The 20,539-nt window shown below is 56.1% G+C and carries 21 protein-coding genes and 2 tRNA genes; 9 read left to right on the top strand and 14 right to left on the bottom strand.

Features of this window, described 5'->3' with window-relative positions:
• Window positions 1–26: 26 nt before the first annotated feature.
• Both IM304_RS02550 and IM304_RS02545 read left to right on the top strand, forming a co-directional pair.
• A complete protein-coding gene (locus IM304_RS02550) occupies window positions 27–809 on the top strand; it encodes an MBL fold metallo-hydrolase (protein WP_193356213.1) in 783 nt (260 codons plus the stop codon).
• Window positions 810–881: 72 nt separating this feature from the next.
• A complete protein-coding gene (locus IM304_RS02545) occupies window positions 882–1,517 on the top strand; it encodes a carbonic anhydrase (RefSeq protein ID WP_148418947.1) in 636 nt (211 codons plus the stop codon).
• 27 nt (window positions 1,518–1,544) lie between these two features.
• On the opposite strand, the gene IM304_RS02540 is transcribed toward IM304_RS02545, so the two are convergent.
• The 4 genes from IM304_RS02540 to mdtK form a co-directional block, all read right to left on the bottom strand.
• Entirely contained in the window at window positions 1,545–3,140 is a 1,596-nt protein-coding gene (locus tag IM304_RS02540; protein ID WP_193356212.1) for an FAD-NAD(P)-binding protein, read from the bottom strand.
• A gap of 122 nt (window positions 3,141–3,262) precedes the next feature.
• Window positions 3,263–3,339 (bottom strand) — tRNA-Val (locus IM304_RS02535).
• Window positions 3,340–3,343: 4 nt separating this feature from the next.
• Window positions 3,344–3,420 (bottom strand) — tRNA-Val (locus tag IM304_RS02530).
• A 153-nt stretch (window positions 3,421–3,573) separates the two neighbouring features.
• Window positions 3,574–4,947 carry an MdtK family multidrug efflux MATE transporter gene (gene mdtK / locus IM304_RS02525; protein WP_193356211.1) on the bottom strand — a complete coding sequence of 458 codons (1,374 nt, stop codon included), beginning with the start codon at window positions 4,945–4,947 and terminating at the stop codon, window positions 3,574–3,576.
• A gap of 225 nt (window positions 4,948–5,172) precedes the next feature.
• Between mdtK and IM304_RS02520 the strand changes: the two genes are divergently transcribed.
• Window positions 5,173–5,814: a riboflavin synthase subunit alpha gene (locus tag IM304_RS02520; protein WP_193356210.1), complete on the top strand. Its 642-nt coding sequence runs from the start codon at window positions 5,173–5,175 to the stop codon at window positions 5,812–5,814.
• A gap of 30 nt (window positions 5,815–5,844) precedes the next feature.
• Here IM304_RS02520 and cfa read toward each other — a convergent pair whose 3' ends face one another.
• Window positions 5,845–6,993, bottom strand: coding sequence for a cyclopropane fatty acyl phospholipid synthase (gene cfa, locus IM304_RS02515; RefSeq protein ID WP_148418939.1), 1,149 nt, complete (start codon window positions 6,991–6,993; stop codon window positions 5,845–5,847).
• 299 nt (window positions 6,994–7,292) lie between these two features.
• Window positions 7,293–8,492, bottom strand: coding sequence for a purine nucleoside transporter PunC (gene punC, locus IM304_RS02510; RefSeq protein ID WP_176610521.1), 1,200 nt, complete (start codon window positions 8,490–8,492; stop codon window positions 7,293–7,295).
• A gap of 113 nt (window positions 8,493–8,605) precedes the next feature.
• Here punC and punR point away from each other — a divergent pair, with 113 nt between their 5' ends.
• Complete coding sequence (punR, locus tag IM304_RS02505) at window positions 8,606–9,517, top strand: DNA-binding transcriptional activator PunR (RefSeq protein ID WP_176610520.1); 912 nt, start codon at window positions 8,606–8,608, stop codon at window positions 9,515–9,517.
• Window positions 9,518–9,534: 17 nt separating this feature from the next.
• Here punR and purR read toward each other — a convergent pair whose 3' ends face one another.
• A complete protein-coding gene (gene purR / locus IM304_RS02500; protein WP_148418933.1) occupies window positions 9,535–10,560 on the bottom strand; it encodes an HTH-type transcriptional repressor PurR in 1,026 nt (341 codons plus the stop codon).
• A gap of 297 nt (window positions 10,561–10,857) precedes the next feature.
• Here purR and IM304_RS02495 point away from each other — a divergent pair, with 297 nt between their 5' ends.
• Both IM304_RS02495 and IM304_RS02490 read left to right on the top strand, forming a co-directional pair.
• Entirely contained in the window at window positions 10,858–10,947 is a 90-nt protein-coding gene (locus IM304_RS02495) for a YnhF family membrane protein (RefSeq protein ID WP_003857632.1), read from the top strand.
• Window positions 10,948–11,107: 160 nt separating this feature from the next.
• Complete coding sequence (locus IM304_RS02490; RefSeq protein WP_148418931.1) at window positions 11,108–12,274, top strand: MFS transporter; 1,167 nt, start codon at window positions 11,108–11,110, stop codon at window positions 12,272–12,274.
• 37 nt (window positions 12,275–12,311) lie between these two features.
• Here IM304_RS02490 and sodB read toward each other — a convergent pair whose 3' ends face one another.
• Window positions 12,312–12,893, bottom strand: coding sequence for a superoxide dismutase [Fe] (gene sodB, locus IM304_RS02485; RefSeq protein WP_193356209.1), 582 nt, complete (start codon window positions 12,891–12,893; stop codon window positions 12,312–12,314).
• A gap of 122 nt (window positions 12,894–13,015) precedes the next feature.
• Window positions 13,016–13,774 (bottom strand): C40 family peptidase, encoded by a 759-nt coding sequence (locus IM304_RS02480; protein ID WP_193356208.1) that lies wholly within the window; start codon window positions 13,772–13,774, stop codon window positions 13,016–13,018.
• Window positions 13,775–14,112: 338 nt separating this feature from the next.
• On the opposite strand from IM304_RS02480, the gene grxD reads away from it, so the two are divergent.
• Window positions 14,113–14,460 carry a monothiol glutaredoxin 4 gene (grxD, locus tag IM304_RS02475; protein WP_003832760.1) on the top strand — a complete coding sequence of 116 codons (348 nt, stop codon included), beginning with the start codon at window positions 14,113–14,115 and terminating at the stop codon, window positions 14,458–14,460.
• A 44-nt stretch (window positions 14,461–14,504) separates the two neighbouring features.
• Here grxD and rnt read toward each other — a convergent pair whose 3' ends face one another.
• The 5 genes from rnt to eptA all read right to left on the bottom strand — a co-directional run bounded on the left by rnt (window position 14,505) and on the right by eptA (window position 19,182).
• Window positions 14,505–15,161, bottom strand: coding sequence for a ribonuclease T (gene rnt / locus IM304_RS02470; protein ID WP_148418925.1), 657 nt, complete (start codon window positions 15,159–15,161; stop codon window positions 14,505–14,507).
• A 96-nt stretch (window positions 15,162–15,257) separates the two neighbouring features.
• Window positions 15,258–15,665 carry a lactoylglutathione lyase gene (gloA, locus tag IM304_RS02465; RefSeq protein WP_148418923.1) on the bottom strand — a complete coding sequence of 136 codons (408 nt, stop codon included), beginning with the start codon at window positions 15,663–15,665 and terminating at the stop codon, window positions 15,258–15,260.
• 99 nt (window positions 15,666–15,764) lie between these two features.
• Entirely contained in the window at window positions 15,765–16,862 is a 1,098-nt protein-coding gene (locus tag IM304_RS02460; protein WP_148418922.1) for an alkene reductase, read from the bottom strand.
• A gap of 53 nt (window positions 16,863–16,915) precedes the next feature.
• Window positions 16,916–17,515 (bottom strand): TetR/AcrR family transcriptional regulator, encoded by a 600-nt coding sequence (locus IM304_RS02455; RefSeq protein WP_193356207.1) that lies wholly within the window; start codon window positions 17,513–17,515, stop codon window positions 16,916–16,918.
• 26 nt (window positions 17,516–17,541) lie between these two features.
• Window positions 17,542–19,182 (bottom strand): phosphoethanolamine transferase EptA, encoded by a 1,641-nt coding sequence (gene eptA / locus IM304_RS02450; RefSeq protein WP_193356206.1) that lies wholly within the window; start codon window positions 19,180–19,182, stop codon window positions 17,542–17,544.
• 148 nt (window positions 19,183–19,330) lie between these two features.
• On the opposite strand from eptA, the gene IM304_RS02445 reads away from it, so the two are divergent.
• Window positions 19,331–19,570, top strand: a complete 240-nt coding sequence (locus tag IM304_RS02445) for a DUF1289 domain-containing protein (protein ID WP_148418916.1) — start codon at window positions 19,331–19,333, stop codon at window positions 19,568–19,570.
• A 48-nt stretch (window positions 19,571–19,618) separates the two neighbouring features.
• Entirely contained in the window at window positions 19,619–20,515 is an 897-nt protein-coding gene (locus IM304_RS02440; protein ID WP_193356205.1) for an aldo/keto reductase family oxidoreductase, read from the top strand.
• The last annotated feature ends 24 nt before the right edge of the window (window positions 20,516–20,539 follow it).

Raw genomic sequence — 20,539 nt, 5'->3', positions numbered from 1 at the left:
CAGAGCTTTATTGCTGAGGAAAGCTGATGATTACGCTCTGTAAAACCTGCGGTACCGCTTACGATGAACAGCCCAGTCACTGTCCAGTTTGCGACGATGAGCGTCAGTATGTCCCGGTAACGGGGCAGGCATGGATAGATTACAACAGCCTTATTACCACGCACGTAAACAAATGGCAGCAGCTGGAGCCCCATCTGTTCAGCATCAAAACCGTACCGTCCTTTGCCATCAACCAGCGGGCAATCCTGCTGCGCACGCCGCACGGCAATATCTTGTGGGACTGCATCGCCAACCTCGATCCGGCCACCAGAACGCTGGTTGAAGCGCTCGGCGGAATTAGCGCGATCGCGATTTCGCATCCGCATTACTACACCACCATGCAGGAGTGGGCCGGGGCGTTTAACGCACCGATCTACCTTCACGCCAGCGATCGGCAGTGGGTAATGCGCGACAGCCCGGCGATACGCTTCTGGGAAGACGACGCTCTTGAAATTATGCCGTCAGTAACCCTGCTGCGGCTTGGCGGCCATTTTGCCGGCGGCACGGTGCTGCACTGGCAGTCGGGGGAGGGCGTGTTGCTGGCGGGGGACATTTTGCAGGTCACGCCGGGTAAAGACGCCGTGTCGTTCATGTGGAGCTATCCGAATATGCTGCCGCTGCCTGCCAGCACCGTCGAGTCCGTGACCCGCAGGCTTACGGGGAAAAAGTTTGCGCGCCTGTACGGGGCGTTTGAGGGGCAAAACATAGCGGCGAGCGCGGATGAGATAGTCCAGCGGTCGGGCCAGAAATATATTGCTTGTCTCCGCTAAGGCACGGTGGTTAAATTTTACGAGTGTGATCGCGATCATACCTAAACTAAAACAGATAAAAGAGAAATGGCTATGCAACATATCATTGAAGGTTTTCTCAGCTTTCAAAAAGAGATTTTCCCGCAACGTAAAGAGCTCTTTCGTAGTTTAGCGTCCAGTCAGAATCCCAAAGCGCTGTTCATCTCCTGCTCCGACAGCCGTCTGGTCCCGGAACTGGTTACCCAGCAAGAGCCAGGACAGCTCTTTGTCATTCGAAACGCCGGCAATATCGTGCCTCCGTTCGGGCCGGAGCCAGGCGGTGTCTCTGCGACAATCGAGTACGCGGTGGTGGCGCTGGGCGTAACCGACATCGTTATCTGCGGCCACTCAAACTGCGGTGCGATGAAGGCGATTGCTGACAACGCCGATCTGGAGCCAATGCCGGCCGTTTCCCACTGGCTGCGCTATTCCGATGCGGCAAAAGCGGTGGTGGAGAAGAAAGCCTGGGATAAGCCGATCGACAAAGTGAATGCGATGGTGCAGGAGAACGTTTTTGCGCAGCTGAGCAACATCAAGACCCATCCGTCCGTGGCGGTAGGCCTGCGCAACAACGCCATTCGACTGCACGGCTGGGTGTATGATATTGAAAGCGGCAAAATTCTTGCCCTGGACAAGAACACCAAAACGTTCGTATCGCTGTCGGAAAACCCGGAAGTGTACTTCGAGTAATCCGACGCTCAGGGCAGGGATGCCCTGTTAATACTCCGCAAAAGGTAACCTGCGGCGCACTCCCGAAGCAGGATTTACCGCCGCCTTCGCCATCGCCTGACCAATTTCAGCACACTCTGACAACCCCTGTACAAACGGACGATCGTGCATCAGCCACGGAATCGCCCCGAAGGCTATACGCCCGCGCAGAGACGCTGGTGCCAGCAGCGTGTAGTCTTCCCCAACGTCCGGTATCTCATCGCCGGTTTCCTCAAGCTGTTTGCGCAGCGTCGGGAAGGGAATATGCTTGTTTTTGAGCGGCTTTTGCCCGCGCGCGTCGATAAACACGTCAAAGCGATAACTCTTTTCTTTCGTGGTGATGACGGTTTGATCGCTGCCGATATCCAGATCGTAATCATCCCCGAGCGTAACCACGCTAACGATCCCCGCTTCACGCAGCGCCAGCAGCCGGCGGATAGACTGCGGGGGTATAGCGGCATAGTTATCAATAAACACGCGTTCCAGCCCGGACTTAAACCGCGCTCTGTCCCGTTCGTTCAGTAAAGGGACAATCGCCTGAACCACCTCATGCAGGCGTAGCACGGTGTAGCGCCAGGCGACGGTACGTTTTTCGCGCTTATTTCGCTCCACTTCTTTCAGATTCGCTTCGGCCCAGGTGAACGGCCCGTGCTTTTTGCGATCCTCAAACCAGACATCGCGAAGCGTGTCGGCATTCAGCGTGCTTAGGGAGATTGCCCGGCACCACTGCGGATCGGCACGCTCAAGATCTTTCACCATCAGCGCAAAACTGCGGTCAAGCAGTCCGTCCGGCCCTTTTGCTATTTCGCTCTCAGCCACGGCCTCGGTTAATACGGACAGCGGCTCGTAAGGGATGGGGCAGTAAAAGTCGGCCTCCGGCAGCACGCCGGTGCGGGACATCAGCACGATTTTTAACGCCTCGCTGCCCTTATTCAGAATGAACTGCTCCCCGGTAAACTGGCCATGCTGCATCACGACCGCCATGGCCGCGTCCAGCCCGCTGAGGGACGTGCCCATGATCCCCACCTCGCAGGGGCGGATCTCCGCGTCCATCAGCCCTGACCATGGGCTTGGGAAAAAGGTGCGGGTGGCTTCCTCTTCATCCGGCCAGACGTGACCGGTGGCGACCACGGCAAGATCAAACCTCCTGGAGAACGGAGCATCGTTCACTGAAAGAGCCACGCCGTCTGCGTCAGCCTTGATATCCGTGACTTCGGCGTTGGGATGAACCTCGACGTGAAATCCCGCCTTTTTTGCCTCTGCGACAACGGCAAGAAACCGATCGTGAAAATATTCACCCAGCAAAATGCGCGGCAGGAATTGCCGGTCGTGAAGCGTGTCTTTGTCGACGCTATAGCGGGCAAGGTGAGCTGCATTTTGCTGCTTTAGCCAGTCGAGGTAGCTGATAAAAATGGGCGGAATTTCAATACTGGCGATATTCGCCAGCATCAGCCGGGAGTTATCCTCATCGCTGTAGGGCATACCGACGCCGGGCTGGTCTGCTTTCTCAAATACGGTGACGGACAGTGGCGCTGCGTTGCCAAGAAGAGAGTAGAAGGTGTAAATCCCTGTTGGGCCTGAGCCGATAATGGCAATTTTTTTCATCGAAAGCGTTCCTGCATTTCTGAACCATATAACAAGCGTAGCAGGAGAAAGGCTAAGTCATTCAATGAAGGGAGAAATTAAGATATTCAGAAGAGGAAATTTGCACCATTTCAGAACTGAAATGGTGCGTCCGAGTGGACTCGAACCACCGACCCCCACCATGTCAAGGTGGTGCTCTAACCAACTGAGCTACGGACGCAGAATGGTGCGTTCAATTGGACTCGAACCAACGACCCCCACCATGTCAAGGTGGTGCTCTAACCAACTGAGCTATGAACGCAACGTGTTGTCGGTGACAACGGGGACGAATATTAGCGGCACAGCACCATGGTGGCAAGAGGGAAAACGCATTTTTCTCTCTGATTTCACGCGATTGCTTCATTACCGCGCAAAGTGAAGAGAAAGTAGCCGCCATCCGGCGGCTACCGCGTGTTTAACGTGCAGCGCGCTGCAAAATCACCGCGGACGGCTGACGTTGCAGGAAGCGCATGCGCAGCATCATCATAATGGCCGCCGAGGTTAAGCCGATGATAAAGCCCATCCAGAACCCGGCTGGCCCCATGCGGTCTACGACCAGATCCGTCAGCGCCAGAATGTACCCGCAGGGTAAACCCAGCACCCAGTACGCAATAAAGGTGATAAAGAAGATGGAGCGCGTATCTTTATAACCGCGCAGCACGCCGCTGCCGATGACCTGGATAGAGTCAGAGATCTGGTACAGGGCAGCCAGCAGCATCAGGTGCGATGCGAGCGTCACCACCTCCGGATTATCGTTGTAGAGCAGGGCGATTTGCTCTCTCAGCAGCACGGTGAAGAGCGCGGTACAGACCGCCATGCAGACGCCGACGCCCAGCCCGGTGCGGGCCGCCGTTTGCGCATCCAGCGTTGAGCCTTGTCCCAGACGGAAGCCCACGCGGATCGTCACCGCAGCGGCCAGCGACATCGGCAGAACGAACATCAGCGAGCTGAAGTTCAGGGCGATCTGGTGACCTGCCACGTCAATGATGCCCAGTGGCGAAACCAGCAGGGCGACGACGGCAAACAGCGTCACTTCAAAGAACAGCGCCAGCGCAATAGGCAGACCCAGCTGGGTAAGGCGGGTCATCATCGACCAGTCAGGCGTGCTGAAGGCGGTGTCGTTACGAATGTCGCGCATGGAGCGTGCATGTTTGATGTAGGTGAGCATGCAGCCAAACATCACCCAGTACACCGCTGCCGTCGCCACGCCACAGCCTACGCCGCCGAGTTCCGGCATGCCAAAATGGCCGTAGATGAAGATGTAGTTCACAGGAATGTTGACCAGCAGGCCGATAAAGCCCATCACCATGCCCGGTTTGGTTTTTGCCAGCCCTTCACACTGGTTGCGCGCCACCTGGAAGAACAGATAGCCGGGCGCGCCCCAGAGCAGGGCGCGCAGATAACCTACCGCCTTATCCGCCAGCGCCGGGTCGATATTATGCATAGCGCGGATGATATACCCGGCGTTCCACAGGACAATCATAATCAGAATGGAGACAATCCCGGCCAGCCAGAAGCCCTGGCGAACCTGATGGGCCACGCGCTCGCGTCGGCCAGAGCCGTTGAGCTGCGCAATAACTGGCGTCAGCGCCAGCAGCAGGCCGTGGCCAAACAGAATGGCCGGAAGCCAGATTGAGGTTCCGATCGCCACGGCGGCCATATCGGTGGCGCTGTACCCACCGGCCATCACCGTATCCACAAATCCCATTGCGGTTTGGGCTACCTGCGCGACGATCACCGGTATTGCCAGTGCCAATAACTGACGCGCTTCGATCATATACTTCTGCACGTGAACACCTTTGTATTGTAGTTATTTGAGAGACTAAAAAGGCCGCCGTAACTGGCAGCAAGAAGAAAAAACAGAGGGATGCCAGCTATTGTAGCGGGGTTTAACTAATTATCTAGTGAAAAAAACGTCAGAAATGGCGCATCGCTGGCAACCTGTTTTTTCAACTGTTATTGTGGAGGGATTAAACGGCGTAATCGCCGTCCGGAATGAACAGGAGCTGTAAGCATGTTTACTGGTATTGTGCAGGGCACTGCCAAAGTGGTGTCCATTGATGAAAAACCAAATTTCCGTACTCACGTGGTTGAGCTGCCTGAATATATGCTCGACGGCATCGAAACCGGTGCGTCGGTTGCGCATAACGGCTGCTGCCTGACGGTAACCGAAATTAACGGTAACCGGATCAGCTTTGATTTAATGAAAGAGACGCTGCGTATTACCAACCTCGGCGAGCTTGCGCCGGGCGATATCGTAAACGTCGAGCGTGCGGCTAAGTTTAGCGATGAGATTGGCGGGCATCTGATGTCGGGCCATATTATGACCACCGCAGAGGTGGCGAAAATTGTCACCTCGGAAAATAACCGTCAAATCTGGTTTAAGGTGCAGGATCCGTCATTAATGAAATACATCCTCTATAAAGGATTTATTGGCATCGATGGGATTAGCCTGACCGTAGGTGAAGTGACGCCAACGCGTTTTTGCGTGCATTTAATTCCTGAAACGCTGCAGCGCACAACGCTCGGAGCAAAAAAGCTGGGGCAGCGCGTGAATATCGAAATTGATCCCCAGACCCAGGCGGTCGTGGATACCGTTGAGCGCGTGCTGGCGGCGAAAGAGGCGGCGATAATAAAAGCCGTGGAAGAAGAATAAAAATAACCCCGGGTAGCCGGGGTTATTTTTTTAGCGGGCCACCCGCAGGCCGTGCTCAATACCCCGGCTAAACACCACCTGCCATAGCTGTATATCCCGCGCGCGGAACGCGCCAGCGCAGGCATTCAGGTAATAGCTGAACATTCGTTTGAATCGTTCCGAATAGTTGTCGGCAATTTCAGGCCACGCGGCCTGGAAACGCTCGTGCCACGCCATCAGGGTGGTATCGTAATCTGCGCCAAAGTTATGCCAGTCTTCCACGATGAAATGCGGTTCGCTGGCGTTCGCTATCTGGCGTACGGAGGGTAAACAGCCGTTCGGGAAGATGTATTTATTGATCCAGGGATCCACATTGTTGTCGGTGCGCTTAGAGCCGATGGTGTGTAACAGGAAAATACCGTCAGGCTTCAGGTTACGGTCGGCCACCTCAAAATAGGTTTTATAGTTCTTCGGACCCACGTGCTCGAACATGCCAACGGAAACGATGCGGTCAAACTGCTCGTTCAGGTCACGGTAATCCTGAAGCCGAATATCAACATCCAGGCCCAGGCAGCGCTCCTGCGCCATCTTCTGCTGTTCGGCCGATATCGTGACGCCCACCACGCTGACGCCGTAATGCGTCGCCATAAACCAGGCGAGACCGCCCCAGCCGCAGCCAATGTCCAGCACCCGCATGCCGGGCTGCAGCTGCAGTTTGTCGCAGATCAGCTGTAGTTTATCCTGCTGCGCCTGTTCCAGCGACGTTGCTTTTTTCCAGTATCCGCAGGAGTACTGCATTAACGGGTCGAGCATCCGGCTGAACAGATCGTTACCCAGGTCGTAATGCTCTTTGCCGACGATCCACGCCCGCTTTTTACTTTGCAGATTGAACAGGCGAGCGGAGGCGATACGCAGCGTATCTTTGAAGTGACGAGGGAGCTGATTTTCAAGACCGGCGCGTAATACGCTGGAGAAGAACATATCCAGCCGTTCACACTCCCACCAGCCGTCCATATAGCTTTCGCCCAGCCCTAACGATCCCTCCTGTAAAACGCGTTTAAAAAAATCGGGATGTTTAACCTGGGGATCGGAGGGGGATGAGCCATTAATCGTAATGCCCGCACGTCCCAACAGTTCACTGACGATCCGGGACCAGTTATCGTCCGGAACGCTGACTTCTTCTATACACGATGAACTCATAGCTTCTCCATCACCTTGCTGTGATCAGAACCTTAAAACAGCGTAGACGCTTTTTTTGGTTTGTGAGAAATCTCACGGTAAATGCCCGCGAGGCTAATATCCGACGTAGAACAGAGGAAGGGAGATTTCCCTTGCCGAAAAGCCGTCCATGGTAAAACGGGAGCGCTCCGGCTCCCGTTAACACTTAATATTTATCGTATTTAATCGAACCAAATTTAGTATAGGCCTCTAAATTTGGTGATTCAACAGAAAATTGTTAGCAACCTAATCACTGGTTTTTAACATAATTTCCTGTGCAATCAGGCGTGCGACGTTTCTCTGCGCGCGTCTTCATTCTGCTCACGATGCGCTGATGACTGCATGCGATAGCCCAGACCTGCCAGCGCAACGGTGGCCAGCATGACGCTGGTGGTCGTGAGCAGCGGTGTTGCAATCAGCGCGGAGACCACCAGGCTTGCCAGGAAGCACAGACCCAGCTGCAGGGTATTTTGCAGCGCGGCAGCGCGGCCCGTGGCCTGCGGGAACGGGCGCAGTGCCTGAGCCACAACGATAGGGTAGATGGCACCGTTTGCGATCGCCATGACGCAGAACGGAATCAAAATTTCAGCAAGCCCGGCGCCCGGAATAAAGCCAACGGCCCAGGTCGCTATCACGCTTAACGCGTAGAGCACCAGCAGCCAGGGCAGCATCTGCTGGCCTTCCCATTTTTGCAGCGCGGCGCGACAGCCGTAGCCGCCCACCAGGAAGGCGATGGTCTGCGGAACGTAGCTCAGGCCGATAGCCGCCGGGCTGTAGCCCATGTCATGCAGAATAAACGGCGAACCGGTCAGCCATGCGAAGAAGCTGGCGGAGCAGGCGGCGTAAATCAGCACGTTGCCGCGATAGGCCTTAGCCCGCAGTAAGGAGGTGAAGGTGACCGGCTTCGCGTCCGGATGCGCCTCTTTTTTATGCGCAGGCTTAAGCGCAAACGCGGGCAGCATCAGCACCAGCGTGATGGCGAACAGCGTGGCGAAAATGGCCTGCCAGTCGAAGTGTGCCAGGATCCAGCTGCCCAGCAGCGGGGCGAGCGCCGGCGACAGGCCAACCAGCGGCATAATGGTGGCGAAAATACGGTTAGTGCGCGAGGCCGGATAATAGTCGGTAACCAGCGCCTGCCACGTGACCGCTGCGGCGCAGACCCCGACTGCCTGAATGAAGCGCAGCGCCAGTAGCCAGGCGGCATCGCGAACCCACAGCATGCCCAGACAGCCAACGGCAAAAATCGCCAGCCCCAGCAATAATACGGGCTTGCGGCCAAAACGATCCGACAGCGGTCCCCAGAGCAGCTGCGCAAAAGCAAAGCCTGCAAGGAACAGGCTCAGGCTGGCGCTGATGGCAGCGGCAGGGGTTTGCAAATCTTCCTGCATCGCGGCGAACGCGGGCAGATACATGTCGGTCGCCAGAAAGCCCAGCACGCTTAAGCCGCCGAGCCAGACTAAAAATCCTTTCCTGGGTTGCACTATTTATTCTCCTGAGGAGGCAGGTGTACGTTGCCGCAGAGTGTAGGGAGTGCAAAGCGGCTTGTGAAACGCTAATATTTGGCGAGTGCATTCAAAAATTTTGCAGGCAGAAAATGTGGTCAGATTATTCCCTTGAAGTGGTCGATGCCGTGGCCCGTAACGGCAGCTTTACCGGTGCCGCGCAGGAGCTGCACCGCGTTCCCTCGGCAATCAGCTATACGGTGCGGCAGCTGGAAGAGTGGCTCGCGGTCCCGCTGTTCGAGCGGCGCCATCGCGACGTTGAACTGACGCCCGCCGGGGCGTGGTTTTTGAAAGAAGGGCGGTCTGTTATCAAAAAAATGCAGATCACCCGCGAGCAGTGCCAGCAGATCGCTAACGGCTGGCGCGGACACCTTTCCATTGCGGTGGATAACATCGTTAAGCCGGAGCGTACCCGGCAGATGATCGTCGATTTTTATCGCCATTTTTCCGACGTTGAGCTGCGCGTTTCGCAGGAAGTGTTCAACGGGGTCTGGGATGCGCTGGCGGACGGCCGGGCAGAGATGGCGATTGGCGCCACGCAGGCCATCCCGGTTGGCGGACGCTACGCGTTTCGCGACATGGGCATGCTGAGCTGGACCTGCGTGGTGGCGCGGGATCACCCGCTGGCGGCGATGGAGGGGCCGCTGAGTGACGACACGTTACGCAACTGGCCGTCGCTGGTGCTGGAGGATACCTCCCGTTCGCTGCCCAAGCGCATTACCTGGCTGCTGGACAATCAGCGCCGGGTAGTCGCGCCGGACTGGGAGTCGTCAGCCACCTGCCTGAGCGCGGGGCTGTGCGTTGGGATGGTGCCGGTACACGTTGCGCGTCCGCGCATCGACACGGGGGAGTGGGTGGCCCTGACGCTGGAAAATCCCTTCCCGGACGCAGCCTGCTGTCTGACCTGGCAGCAAAGCGACGTATCGCCCGCGATGGCCTGGCTGCTGGACTATCTGGGAGACAGCGAAACGCTGAACCGGGAGTGGTTACGGGGACCAGCGTAGCTGGCCCCGTGAAATGATTAACGACGGTAGTCGCGGAACGGGCCGTCCGCAACGGAGCGGCGTTCAATCAGGCGCGGGTGGACTTCAATGGACTGGGACTGTTCACGCTTGTTGACGATCCTGTCCATCAGCATATTGAAGGCCGTTTCACCCAGCGAGTCTTTAGGCTGGTGAATGGTGGTCAGCGCCGGGGTGAAGAAGCGGGCGTTGCGCACGTTATCATAGCCGATCACCGAAATGTCCTGCGGCACGCGCAGGCCCAGCTCGTCCGCCGCACAGAGCGCGCCCATCGCCATGATGTCGCCGCCGCAGAACACCGCGGTAGGGCGATGCTGCTGGGAAACGATCTGCTGCATGGCGCGGTAGCCGGACTCCGGCTCGAAGTCGCCCTGCACGATCCAGTTTTCCGGCACGACGATCATCGCTTCTTCCATCGCCTTCATAAAACCGGCCAGGCGGCCAGCGCCGGTGTTGCGCTCCAGCGGGCCCGGGATCACGCCAATTTCGCGGTGACCGCGTTCCACCAGGTAACGACCCGCCATGTAACCGCCTTCGAAGGCGTTATCAATCACCGAATCGGTGAAATCGGCGCGCGCTTCGCCCCAGTCCATCACCACCATTGGAATGTGGCGATACTCTTCCAGCATGGAAAGGACTGACTCAGGGTATTCAGAACACATTACCAGCAGGCCGTCCACGCGCTTTTGCGCCATCATCGACAGGTAAGCGCGCTGTTTCTCAATGTTGTTCCACGCGTTGCCCAGAATAAGGGTGTAGCCTTTCTGGAAGCAGTTTTTCTCAACGGCTTCGATGATTTCAGCAAAGTAGGCCGCTTCACTGCTGGTAGCCAGCAGGCCAATCGACTTGGTGTGATTAACCTTCAGGCTACGCGCAACGGCACTCGGCGAGTAGTGCAGTTCTTTGATCGCTGCCCACACGGCATTACGCGTCTCTTCTGCGACGAAACGCGTTTTGTTAATAACATGTGATACGGTTGTAGTGGAAACGTTTGCGCGTTTTGCTACGTCTTTAATTGTTGCCATTAAATGTCACTCCAGACCATATCCTAAGCTCCTGAAAAACTTGAAGGTAAACGTTTGCCTTCTCTCACCCTTATTACGCAATCTTGAGTTGCGACACGCCGGGAAAACGACACAGGACGTCAGGAGGGGGTCAATGGCCGGTACGCTAATAAATTTAGCGTGGAATTTTGTCCTATCTTGATGAAAAGGGGAAGAGGTAAAGTGGATATCCGCTTAAATCCTGGAAGATTTTTGACCTGAACTGTGTAAAAATGAGCAGGCTCACTTTTCGTAGGGTGAATAAAAGGAGAAAAATTGATGAGTACCGATCTTAAGTTTTCGCTGTTTACCACCATTGTTGTTCTTGCTCTTATCGTTGCGGGTGGTTTAACCGCTGCGCTGCACTGATTCAGACGGGGGAGAGCTTTCTCCCTCGCTTTCTGCAATTGTTACCCCTCCGGCAAAAATCTTTTGCCAAAATGTTAACTTCTCATTTTTTGTGATTGATGTCATGCTTTTGACTTCTTAATTCTGTGTCGCGTTATGGCACGGTTTCCGGAGTTCATTCATGAAAATCAATTTTCCACTGCTGGCCCTGGCGATTGGCGCTTTTGGGATTGGCACCACTGAGTTTTCCCCGATGGGGTTATTGCCTGTTATAGCCCGGGGCGTGGACGTCTCAATCCCTGCGGCCGGTATGTTAATCAGCGCCTACGCGGTTGGCGTGATGGTAGGGGCGCCGCTGATGACGCTGCTGCTTTCGCACCGCGCGCGCCGCAATGCGCTGATTTTCCTGATGGCGATTTTCACCCTGGGGAACGTGCTTTCCGCGATTTCACCGGATTACACCACCCTGATGCTCTCACGCATTCTGACCAGCCTTAACCACGGCGCGTTCTTCGGGCTGGGCTCGGTTGTGGCCGCCAGCGTGGTGCCAAAACATAAGCAGGCCAGCGCGGTGGCCACTATGTTTATGGGGCTGACCATCGCCAATATCGGCGGCGTGCCTGCAGCTACCTGGCTGGGTGAGACGATCGGCTGGCGTATGTCTTTCCTCGCAACCGCGGCGCTCGGCGTAATTGCGATGGTGGCGCTGTTCTTCTCTCTGCCGAAAGGGAGCGCCGGTGAGCGTCCGGAAGTGCGTAAAGAGCTGGCGGTGCTGATGCGTCCTCAGGTGCTTTCTGCGCTGCTCACCACGGTGCTGGGCGCAGGGGCGATGTTTACGCTCTACACCTATATCTCCCCGGTGCTGCACGATATCACCCACGCGACGCCGGTCTTTATTACCGCGATGCTGGTGCTGATTGGCGTGGGCTTCTCCATCGGTAACTATCTTGGCGGGAAGCTGGCGGACCGCTCCGTCAGCGGGACGCTGAAGGGTTTCTTAACCCTGCTGATTGCGATCATGATTGCGATCCCGTGGCTGGCGCGTAACGAAGTGGGTGCCGCAATTGCCATGGTGGTGTGGGGCGCAGCGACTTTTGCCGTGGTACCGCCGCTGCAGATGCGCGTGATGCGAGTCGCGCACGAAGCGCCAGGGCTCTCTTCTTCGGTCAATATCGGTGCGTTTAACCTCGGCAATGCGCTGGGCGCGGCTGCCGGCGGGGCGGTCATTTCCGGGGGGCTGGGCTACAGCTTCGTTCCGGTGATGGGCGCAATCATTGCCGCACTCGGCCTGCTGCTGGTGCTGATGTCCGGTCGCAAACAGCCTGAAGCAGCGTGCACCGCTGAATAAACAAAAACGCAGAAGGGTCGCCCCTTCTGCGTGTCTCTTACGCGGCGAAGTTCTTCGCAACAAACTCCCAGTTAACCAGTGCCCAGAAGTGCTCCAGGTAGTTAGGACGCGCGTTACGGTAATCGATGTAGTAAGCGTGTTCCCACACGTCCACGGTCATCAGCGGCGTTGCGCTGGTGGTCAGCGGGGTGCCCGCATTTGAGGTGGAAACGATAGCCAGCTTTCCATCGGCCTCCTTCACCAGCCAGGTCCAGCCGGAGCCGAAGTTTTTAACCGCGGCGTCGGTAAACTTCGCCTTGAACTCGGCGAAGCTGCCGAATGCGGCGTTAATGGCTTCGGCCAGCTCGCCGACAGGCTCTCCGCCAGCATTGGGTGCCAGGCAGTGCCAGTAGAACGTATGGTTCCACACCTGAGCGGCGTTGTTGAATACGCCACCGTCTGAGCTGCGCACGATCTCTTCCAGCGTTTTGCCTTCAAAATCGGTGCCTTTGATCAGGTTATTCAGGTTGGTGACATAGGTCTGGTGATGTTTGCCGTAATGGTACTCCAGGGTTTCCGCAGAAATGTGCGGGGCCAGGGCGTCTTTTGCATACGGTAGTGCAGGTAATTCGAACGACATTGCTTCTCTCCTTATAGTTTTATACGTTGCCAATAACCCTACAGACAACATGGACAGAATAGCAAATTGAAAGGGTATGCAAAAGAGGAACTTACCCTGCCACGGATGCGGCAGGGCAGGGTTTAGCGGATGGTTTTCGGCGTCATGACGCGTCGCGCGCCCACGTAGTGGCGCACCCAGTAATCTTCGCTGAGAGAGGTGATCTGAATGTCCCGGCCGCTGCGCGGTGACTGGATGAACTTACCGTTACCCACGTACACGCCAACGTGGTCGGCCGTGCCGCGTCCCTGGGTGCGGAAGAACACCAGGTCGCCGTTTTGCAGTTCGCCACGGTTAACCGGGGCGGCGTCGCGCAGATGGTACATTTCGTTTGCGGTGCGCGGAATGCGGAATTTCACCAGATCCTTATAGGCATAATAAACCAGCCCGCTACAGTCAAAACCGGTGCGCGGGGAGGTGCCGCCCCAGCGGTACGGTTTACCAATTTGCCCCATCAGCTTATTCATCGCCGTTTTTTGCGCCTTCTGCATGCGAACCTTATGCGCGTCGGCCAGCTTCGTCACTTTTGTGCATTTGGTTTTATGGCCTTTGCGCACGATGCATTTTTCGGAAGCGGATCTGGCGGCAGTGCGGGTGGTGTTGCGCGTGCTGGAGCGGAGCGTTTTTGATGTGGTGGAGGCGGTCTTCTTCGTTTTCGCGGTGGATTTCTTTTTAACGGTTTTGCCGGTGGTTTTTTTCTTTCTTTCTGCGTTTTTTGCCAGATGCGTTTTTTGTACGGCAGAGTGTCGCGCCTGTTCAGAGGCGTTCGCCGCTGGCGCAAATGAGAGTGTGGTAAACAGTAAAGCACAGAGCGTCATCGAGATTTTCGTTATCCGCGCCACTGGGCAGTCCCCTGATGAATGCAGGCTATCAATAATACCCGCGTATGATTTACAAAACGTGTCGATTCTAATCCAAAAAATCAGAATAAGTTAATAGCATTTTTCATTCTCAAAAGCTGTTTCGTTAGCAAGTGCAAAAAAATTCATCGTTCTGTAGCAGAATTGTTCGCTCCCTGAGCAAATCCGCGCTGCGGGCAGCGATAAACGACATTAGCAATGCATCTTTACGCGATAGCAGATAAAATAATGAGACGTGACAAAAATGTTATTTTCCGATGTCGGCCTGACCCGCTACAATGTCAGACTGATGCCGTAACAGAAGTTAAAGGAAGCAAGACATGAGCACCACTATTGAAAAAATTCAGCGCCAGATCGCTGAAAACCCAATTCTCCTGTACATGAAAGGTTCTCCGAAGCTGCCAAGCTGCGGCTTCTCCGCACAAGCGGTTCAGGCGCTGTCTGCCTGTGGTGAGCGTTTTGCTTACGTTGATATCCTGCAAAACCCGGACATTCGCGCTGAGCTGCCAAAATACGCAAACTGGCCGACCTTCCCACAGCTATGGGTTGACGGTGAATTGGTTGGCGGATGCGACATCCTGATTGAAATGTATCAGCGCGGCGAACTGCAGCAGCTGATCAAAGAGACCGCGGCGAAGTATAAAACCGAAGAGCCGGACGCAGAATAAGTTTTCTGCGCGGACAAAAAAGCGACCTCAGGAGGTCGCTTTTTTTATGCCTGCTCTTCGCTGTCGCCCATCGGCAGGGGCCAGCCGCCCAGACGCTTCCAGCGGTTGACGATCTCGCAGAACAGCTCCGCCGTACGCTCGGTGTCGTATAACGCAGAATGCGCCTGGGTGCCGTCAAACGCAATACCCGCCGTGATGCAGGCTTTGGACAGCACGGTTTGGCCCAGCGCCAGGCCGCTCAGCGCGGCGGTGTCGAACGTGACGAACGGATGGAATGGGTTACGCTTCAGCGAGGCGCGTTCCGCAGCCGCCATTGTGAAGCTGTGATCGAACGTGGCGTTGTGGGCGACCATAATGGCGCGGCTACAGTCACTCTCTTTCATGCCCTTGCGCACCATTTTGAAAATGGCGTGAAGCGCCTCGTATTCACTTACCGCCCCGCGCAGCGGGTTTGTCGGATCGATACCGTTAAAGGCCAGCGCCTCCGGCTGTAGGTTTGCCCCTTCAAAGGGTTCAACGTGGAAATGCAGCGTGGTGTCCGGTACAAGCCAGCCCTGTTCATCCATCTTCAGCGTGATGGCGGCAATCTCAAGCAGCGCATCGGTTTTAGCGTTAAATCCGGCTGTTTCAACATCAATGACAACGGGATAAAAACCACGAAAACGGTCGCACAGACCGGTAAATTGAGCATTATCGGACATCAGGGTCTCTTACAAGGGGAAAAAAGCAGTGCGTATTATGGCAAATTTTGAGAGGCGATGCAGCAAAACAACGGGCGCATAGTGCGCCCTGCGGGATCAGTTGCCCAGACCACGACCAGCGTCTTTGGCTTCGATCAGTTCGATTTTGTAACCGTCCGGATCTTCAACAAAGGCAATCACGGTGGTGCCGCCTTTAACCGGGCCCGCTTCACGGGTGACGTTACCGCCGCTGCTGCGGATGCGTTCGCAGGCTTCGGCCGCGTTATCCACTTCCAGCGCAATATGGCCGTAAGCCGTACCCAGCTCGTAGCTGTCTACGCCCCAGTTGTACGTCAGCTCAATGACGGCTTCATCAGACTCCGGACCGTAACCCACGAACGCCAGGGAGTATTTATATTCCGGGTTTTCGCTGGTGCGCAGCAGCTTCATGCCCAGAACGTTAGTGTAAAAATCGATGGAACGTTGCAGGTCGCCAACGCGCAGCATGGTGTGAAGTAGGCGCATAATTTCCTCATTAACCAATAGTATGGATTATCTTTTTGAACAGAAACGATGTTTTAGTATAGCGGCGAAATGTCGCCGCTATCAATGTGCAATGCGGGATTAGAGAGAAGGGTAGTCGGTGTAGCCTTCCGCGCCGCCGCCGTAGAAACTTTCAGGGCGCTGCGGGTTCAGCTCCGCTTTCTTCTGCAAACGGGCAACCAGATCCGGGTTAGCAATGTAATCGCGGCCAAAGGCTACGGCATCGATCAGACCTTTGCCGATCAGATCTTCAGCTTTCTCCGCCGTGTAGGCACCCGCGCCGATAATCACGCCGTGGAAGCGCTCGCGCACCTTCTGGCGGAAGGCTTCGCTATAAGGCTTGCCGCCAGCCCAGTCCGGCTCGGACATGTGCAGGTAAGCAATGCCGCGTTTTGCCAGCTCTTCAATCAGGTACAGCGCGTCCGCTTCTTCATTCGGGCCGTTGTCGACGTTCTGGAACGTGCCGATCGGCGAAACGCGAATACCAATGCGGTCTGCGCTCCACTCGTTGCAAACAGCATCCACCACTTCAAGCACCAGGCGCGCGCGGTTTTCAACGCTGCCGCCGTACTGGTCGGTACGCTGGTTAGACGATGGTGAGAGGAACTGGTGCAGCAGGTAACCGTGCGCGGAGTGCAGTTCAACCAGATCGAAACCGGCTTCACGGGCATTGGCCACGGCCTGACGGAAATCGTTCACGATGCCCGGGATCTCGTCCAGCTCCAGCGCGCGCGGGGTGGTGGTATCGACGCGGATCGCATTCCCGTTTTCATCGCGCAGGGAGGTACGGGTATTCGCGTTCAGGGCAGAGGCAGAAACCGGAGCCTGGCCGCCGGGCTGGATGCTGCTGTGCGAGATACGGCCGGTGTGCCACAGCTGTACCGCAATACGGCCCTCTTCAGCATGTACGCCCGCGGTGATCTTTTTCCACGCGGCAATTTGTTCCGGGCTGTGCAGGCCCGGCGCGCCGGCATAGCCTTTTGCCTGGGCAGAAATCTGCGTGGCTTCAGAGATGATCAGGCCTGAGCTGGCGCGCTGACGATAATATTCACCCATCAACGGTGTTGGGATATCGCCCGGCTCGATGCTGCGCAGACGGGTGAGCGGGGCCATAAACACGCGGTTTGGGGCGGTAACGGCACCGACTTTCAGTGGGGTAAATAACTTTTCAGCGGACATAACGGCTCCTGAGTAGACCAGTCGACTAGTAAAAGGATAAATAAAAATGCCGGCTACGCGCCGGACGCGGTAATACAGCTTTTCACATGTGCCAGCGCGCTTTCGAGCGGCACGGCGCTGCGAGAAATCTTGGCCTGCAGGTTAGCGCCTAACCAGAGTGAGTAGAGCACCTGCGCCTGCGTTAACGGATCGCCGAAGAAGGCGAGGGTTTGTTCATCGCGACCCTTCTCCAGCGCCTGCGCCAGCAGGGCGATAACGCCGCTGGCCCCTTTATCCATGGCCGTGCGCATATCTTCGGAAAGATCGCACACTTCGGCAGACAGTTTCACCGTCAGGCAGCCGCTGATGATGCCCTGCTGACAGAACTGCGTCAGCGTCTCCTGATAGTAGTTTAGAACCCGATCCCGGTAGTTACCTTCACCGCTGGCGAAGTGCGTTGCCAGGCGCTGATGGTAGCTGGCATAGTGCCGCTCCAGCATGGCCACGCCGAACGCCTCTTTGGATCGGAAGTAGTGATAAAACGATCCCTTAGGGACTTCCGCGGTTTTTAACAACTCGCTCAGCCCCATACCGGTAAATCCGCGATGCATGCAAAGGCGCTCGCCGGTAGCCAGTAAATGTTCGCGGGTATCGTGTTCTGTATGTCTGCTCATGACTTCACTCTAATAGACCGTTCGGTCTAATGCAAGGCAGCATCGCGACGGCACTGCGACAAAATATCCAGCTGCGGTTGATAAGCCGTTGATTTAACATCCATCATCCCCAGAACGGTGGCGAACAAATTGTCCTGTGAAACCGCATCTTTTGCAGCATGGTCACGCAGGCAGTCCGTGTTGACACCGAAGTTTTTCACGTAATCGGCAGAGAGCCAGAACATAAACGGAATATGCGTTTGCTGCTCCGGCGCCAGCATATACGGCGTGCCGTGCAGATAAATTCCGCTTTCGCCCAGCGACTCACCGTGATCGGAAAGGTAAATCAGCGCCGTGTTCATGGTGGCCTGTCGGGCTTTCAGTGCGTCGATAGTCCTGCTGACCACGCTGTCGGTATACAGAATTGAGTTGTCGTAGGTGTTAATCAACGCCTGATGATCGCAGTTCTGAATTTCATTGGTGTCGCAGGTCGGGGTAAACCTGCGGAAACTGTCCGGATAACGGTTGTAATAGGCCGGGCCGTGGCTGCCCATCAGGTGGATCACCAGTACCGTGTCCTGCTTCAGACCATCCAGCACCTTGTCCAGGCGGTAGAGGTTTACGTCGTCGATACAGACTTTGTCCTTGCAGTACGAGTCCAGATTCCACTGGGTCATGTCCGTATGCGGCACGCGGTCGCAGGCACCTTTACAGCCGCCGTCGTTGTCGCGCCACAGCAGGTTGAACCCGGCGTGGTTAAGCACGTCAAGCAGGCCTTCCTGATGTTGCGCCAGGTCCGCATCGTATTTTTTCCGCGTCATACCGGAGAACATGCAGGGAACGGAAACGGCGGTTTCCGTGCCGCAGGAGGAGGCTTGCGGGAAGTTGATGACGTCCTGCTTTTTAAGCTCCGGGTTGGTTTCACGGCGGTAACCATTCAGCGAGTAGTTTTCGGCGCGGGAGGCTTCGCCCACGACGAGAACCAGCACGGTTTTCTTTTGCTGGCCTGAAATTAGCGCGCTCTTACGGGCATCCTGGCCAATGCGGATCAGCGTCCGATCGCCTGCGAACCAGCGCATTTTACCGTACTTGACCACGGCGCTTACGCAGTTCGCCGGGGTAACCATTTTGACGATGCTTTTATTATTGCGGAACAGCGAAGCGTAATCTTTATAAAATACCGCCGCGACCAGGATAATGGCCAGCAGCGCGCCGAGCAGGGTGGCAAGCCGCATCAGCAGGGCGTACCACCATTTTCCGCTTCGAATGCGCGTCAGGGCTAAGATGATGGACGGAACCAGGCCCGCCAGCACAAGCCACACGATCATCTGCGGCGTTACCAGGGCGGTGGCCTCCTGAGAGTTAGTTTCGAAGACGTTCACCATCATGTTCTGATCGATAACCGCGCCATAGGTAGACATAAAATAGGTCGCGGCGGCGCATCCCATGGTCAGGACAATCATCAGCGGCTTGCGAATAAAGGGAATATTCAGCAGGCTAAAGACAATCACCCAGCCGCAGAACAGCACCAGCGGTACGCTGGCGGCAAACAGCAGGTCGTGCAGGCGCGCTGGCGCAATTATTGCCCAGCTGCGCTGTATAAACAGCGCGTTAAACGCGGTGAAGAACAGCGCGCAGCCCAGGGTGAAAACCGTTTCATTACAGCGTAACTTCTTAGTGAACCACATGATGAACAGACCATTCGTTATATCAGTGCGGCGAGTATAAGAAGGGAAGATTAGCGAAACCTTAACGTCATATTTGTGGCTGCCGCCCCTTGCGTGCGGGGCGTTTAGGGTCTTCACTGTAGGAAATAGTGACGCTGTGGAGGTAGAAGTGGCAGAGCAACTGGAATTTTTCCCCGTCCAGAGCCCGTGCCGGGGGATTTGCCAGGTTGATGAACGAGGTTACTGCCGCGGGTGCATGCGCACGCGGGATGAGCGTTTTAACTGGCAAAAATTCAGCGACGCGCAAAAGCAGGAGGTGATACGCCTCTGTCGGCAGCGACTGCTGCGCAAAATTCGCGCAAACAAAGCGGTTGAAACTGAAGAACCTCAGCAACCTTCACTGTTTTAGCAAGGTAATTGCGTATACTGGTGACATAATCTCCTTGAGGAAAATGTTATGGTTCAGCGTATTACCCTTGCCCCGCAGGGCCCGGAATTCTCCCGCTTTGTAATGGGCTACTGGCGCCTGATGGACTGGAATATGTCCCCCCTCCAGCTGGCGAACTTTATTGAAGAGCATCTTGATTTAGGGGTCACTACCGTCGATCACGCCGATATTTATGGCGGTTATCTGTGCGAGGCCGCCTTTGGCGAGGCGCTGAAGCTGGCGCCGGCGCTGCGCGATCGTATGGAAATTGTGACCAAATGCGGTATTGCCACAACGGCAAAACCGGAGAATGCCCTGGGACACTACATCACCGACAGCGCGCACATTGTGAAAAGCGCCGAGCAGTCGCTGGTTAATCTGGCTACCGATCGTATCGACCTGCTGCTGATCCACCGTCCCGATCCGCTGATGGATGCGGACGAGGTCGCTGAAGCCTTCCTGACCCTGCACCAGAGCGGCAAGGTGCGCCACTTCGGCGTGTCTAACTTTACCCCGGCGCAGTTTGCGCTATTGCAGTCTCGTCTGCCGTTTACGCTGGCGACTAATCAGGTGGAAATCTCCCCGGTTCATCAGCCGCTGCTGCTCGACGGTACGCTCGATCAGCTGCAGCAGCTGCGCATCCGTCCGATGGCATGGTCTTGCCTCGGCGGCGGCCGCCTGTTTAACGATGAGGCATTCCAGCCGCTGCGTAACGAGCTCGAAACCGTGGCCCGCGAGCTCAATGCGGAAAGTATCGAACAGGTGGTTTACGCCTGGATCCTGCGCCTGCCGTCTAAGCCGCTGCCGATTATCGGCTCCGGCAAGATTGAGCGCGTACGCGCGGCGCTTGCCGCCGAAGAACTGGAGATGACGCGTCAGCAGTGGTTCCGCATCCGCAAGGCCGCGCTGGGCTACGACGTTCCCTGAGCAAGTAATTGACTGACTTTCCGG

Origin of the sequence: Enterobacter cloacae complex sp. P40C2 (assembly GCF_014930695.1) — a bacterium.
Classification (GTDB): domain Bacteria; phylum Pseudomonadota; class Gammaproteobacteria; order Enterobacterales; family Enterobacteriaceae; genus Enterobacter; species Enterobacter pasteurii.
This window is presented reverse-complemented; position numbering and strand designations above follow the sequence as displayed.

Excerpts from the sequence above, each read along its gene's own strand:
- IM304_RS02440 (WP_193356205.1), top strand. The coding sequence starts at position 19,619 with ATGGTTCAGCGTATTACCCTTGCCCCGCAGGGCCCGGAATTCTCCCGC.
- rnt (WP_148418925.1), bottom strand. The coding sequence starts at position 15,161 with ATGTCCGATAATGCTCAATTTACCGGTCTGTGCGACCGTTTTCGTGGT.
- IM304_RS02455 (WP_193356207.1), bottom strand. The coding sequence starts at position 17,515 with ATGAGCAGACATACAGAACACGATACCCGCGAACATTTACTGGCTACC.
- IM304_RS02545 (WP_148418947.1), top strand. The coding sequence starts at position 882 with ATGCAACATATCATTGAAGGTTTTCTCAGCTTTCAAAAAGAGATTTTC.
- sodB (WP_193356209.1), bottom strand. The coding sequence starts at position 12,893 with ATGTCGTTCGAATTACCTGCACTACCGTATGCAAAAGACGCCCTGGCC.
- IM304_RS02460 (WP_148418922.1), bottom strand. The coding sequence starts at position 16,862 with ATGTCCGCTGAAAAGTTATTTACCCCACTGAAAGTCGGTGCCGTTACC.
- IM304_RS02550 (WP_193356213.1), top strand. The coding sequence starts at position 27 with ATGATTACGCTCTGTAAAACCTGCGGTACCGCTTACGATGAACAGCCC.
- IM304_RS02490 (WP_148418931.1), top strand. The coding sequence starts at position 11,108 with ATGAAAATCAATTTTCCACTGCTGGCCCTGGCGATTGGCGCTTTTGGG.
- punR (WP_176610520.1), top strand. The coding sequence starts at position 8,606 with ATGTGGTCAGATTATTCCCTTGAAGTGGTCGATGCCGTGGCCCGTAAC.
- eptA (WP_193356206.1), bottom strand. The coding sequence starts at position 19,182 with ATGTGGTTCACTAAGAAGTTACGCTGTAATGAAACGGTTTTCACCCTG.
- grxD (WP_003832760.1), top strand. The coding sequence starts at position 14,113 with ATGAGCACCACTATTGAAAAAATTCAGCGCCAGATCGCTGAAAACCCA.
- gloA (WP_148418923.1), bottom strand. The coding sequence starts at position 15,665 with ATGCGCCTACTTCACACCATGCTGCGCGTTGGCGACCTGCAACGTTCC.
- purR (WP_148418933.1), bottom strand. The coding sequence starts at position 10,560 with ATGGCAACAATTAAAGACGTAGCAAAACGCGCAAACGTTTCCACTACA.
- cfa (WP_148418939.1), bottom strand. The coding sequence starts at position 6,993 with ATGAGTTCATCGTGTATAGAAGAAGTCAGCGTTCCGGACGATAACTGG.
- IM304_RS02495 (WP_003857632.1), top strand. The coding sequence starts at position 10,858 with ATGAGTACCGATCTTAAGTTTTCGCTGTTTACCACCATTGTTGTTCTT.
- IM304_RS02540 (WP_193356212.1), bottom strand. The coding sequence starts at position 3,140 with ATGAAAAAAATTGCCATTATCGGCTCAGGCCCAACAGGGATTTACACC.
- IM304_RS02520 (WP_193356210.1), top strand. The coding sequence starts at position 5,173 with ATGTTTACTGGTATTGTGCAGGGCACTGCCAAAGTGGTGTCCATTGAT.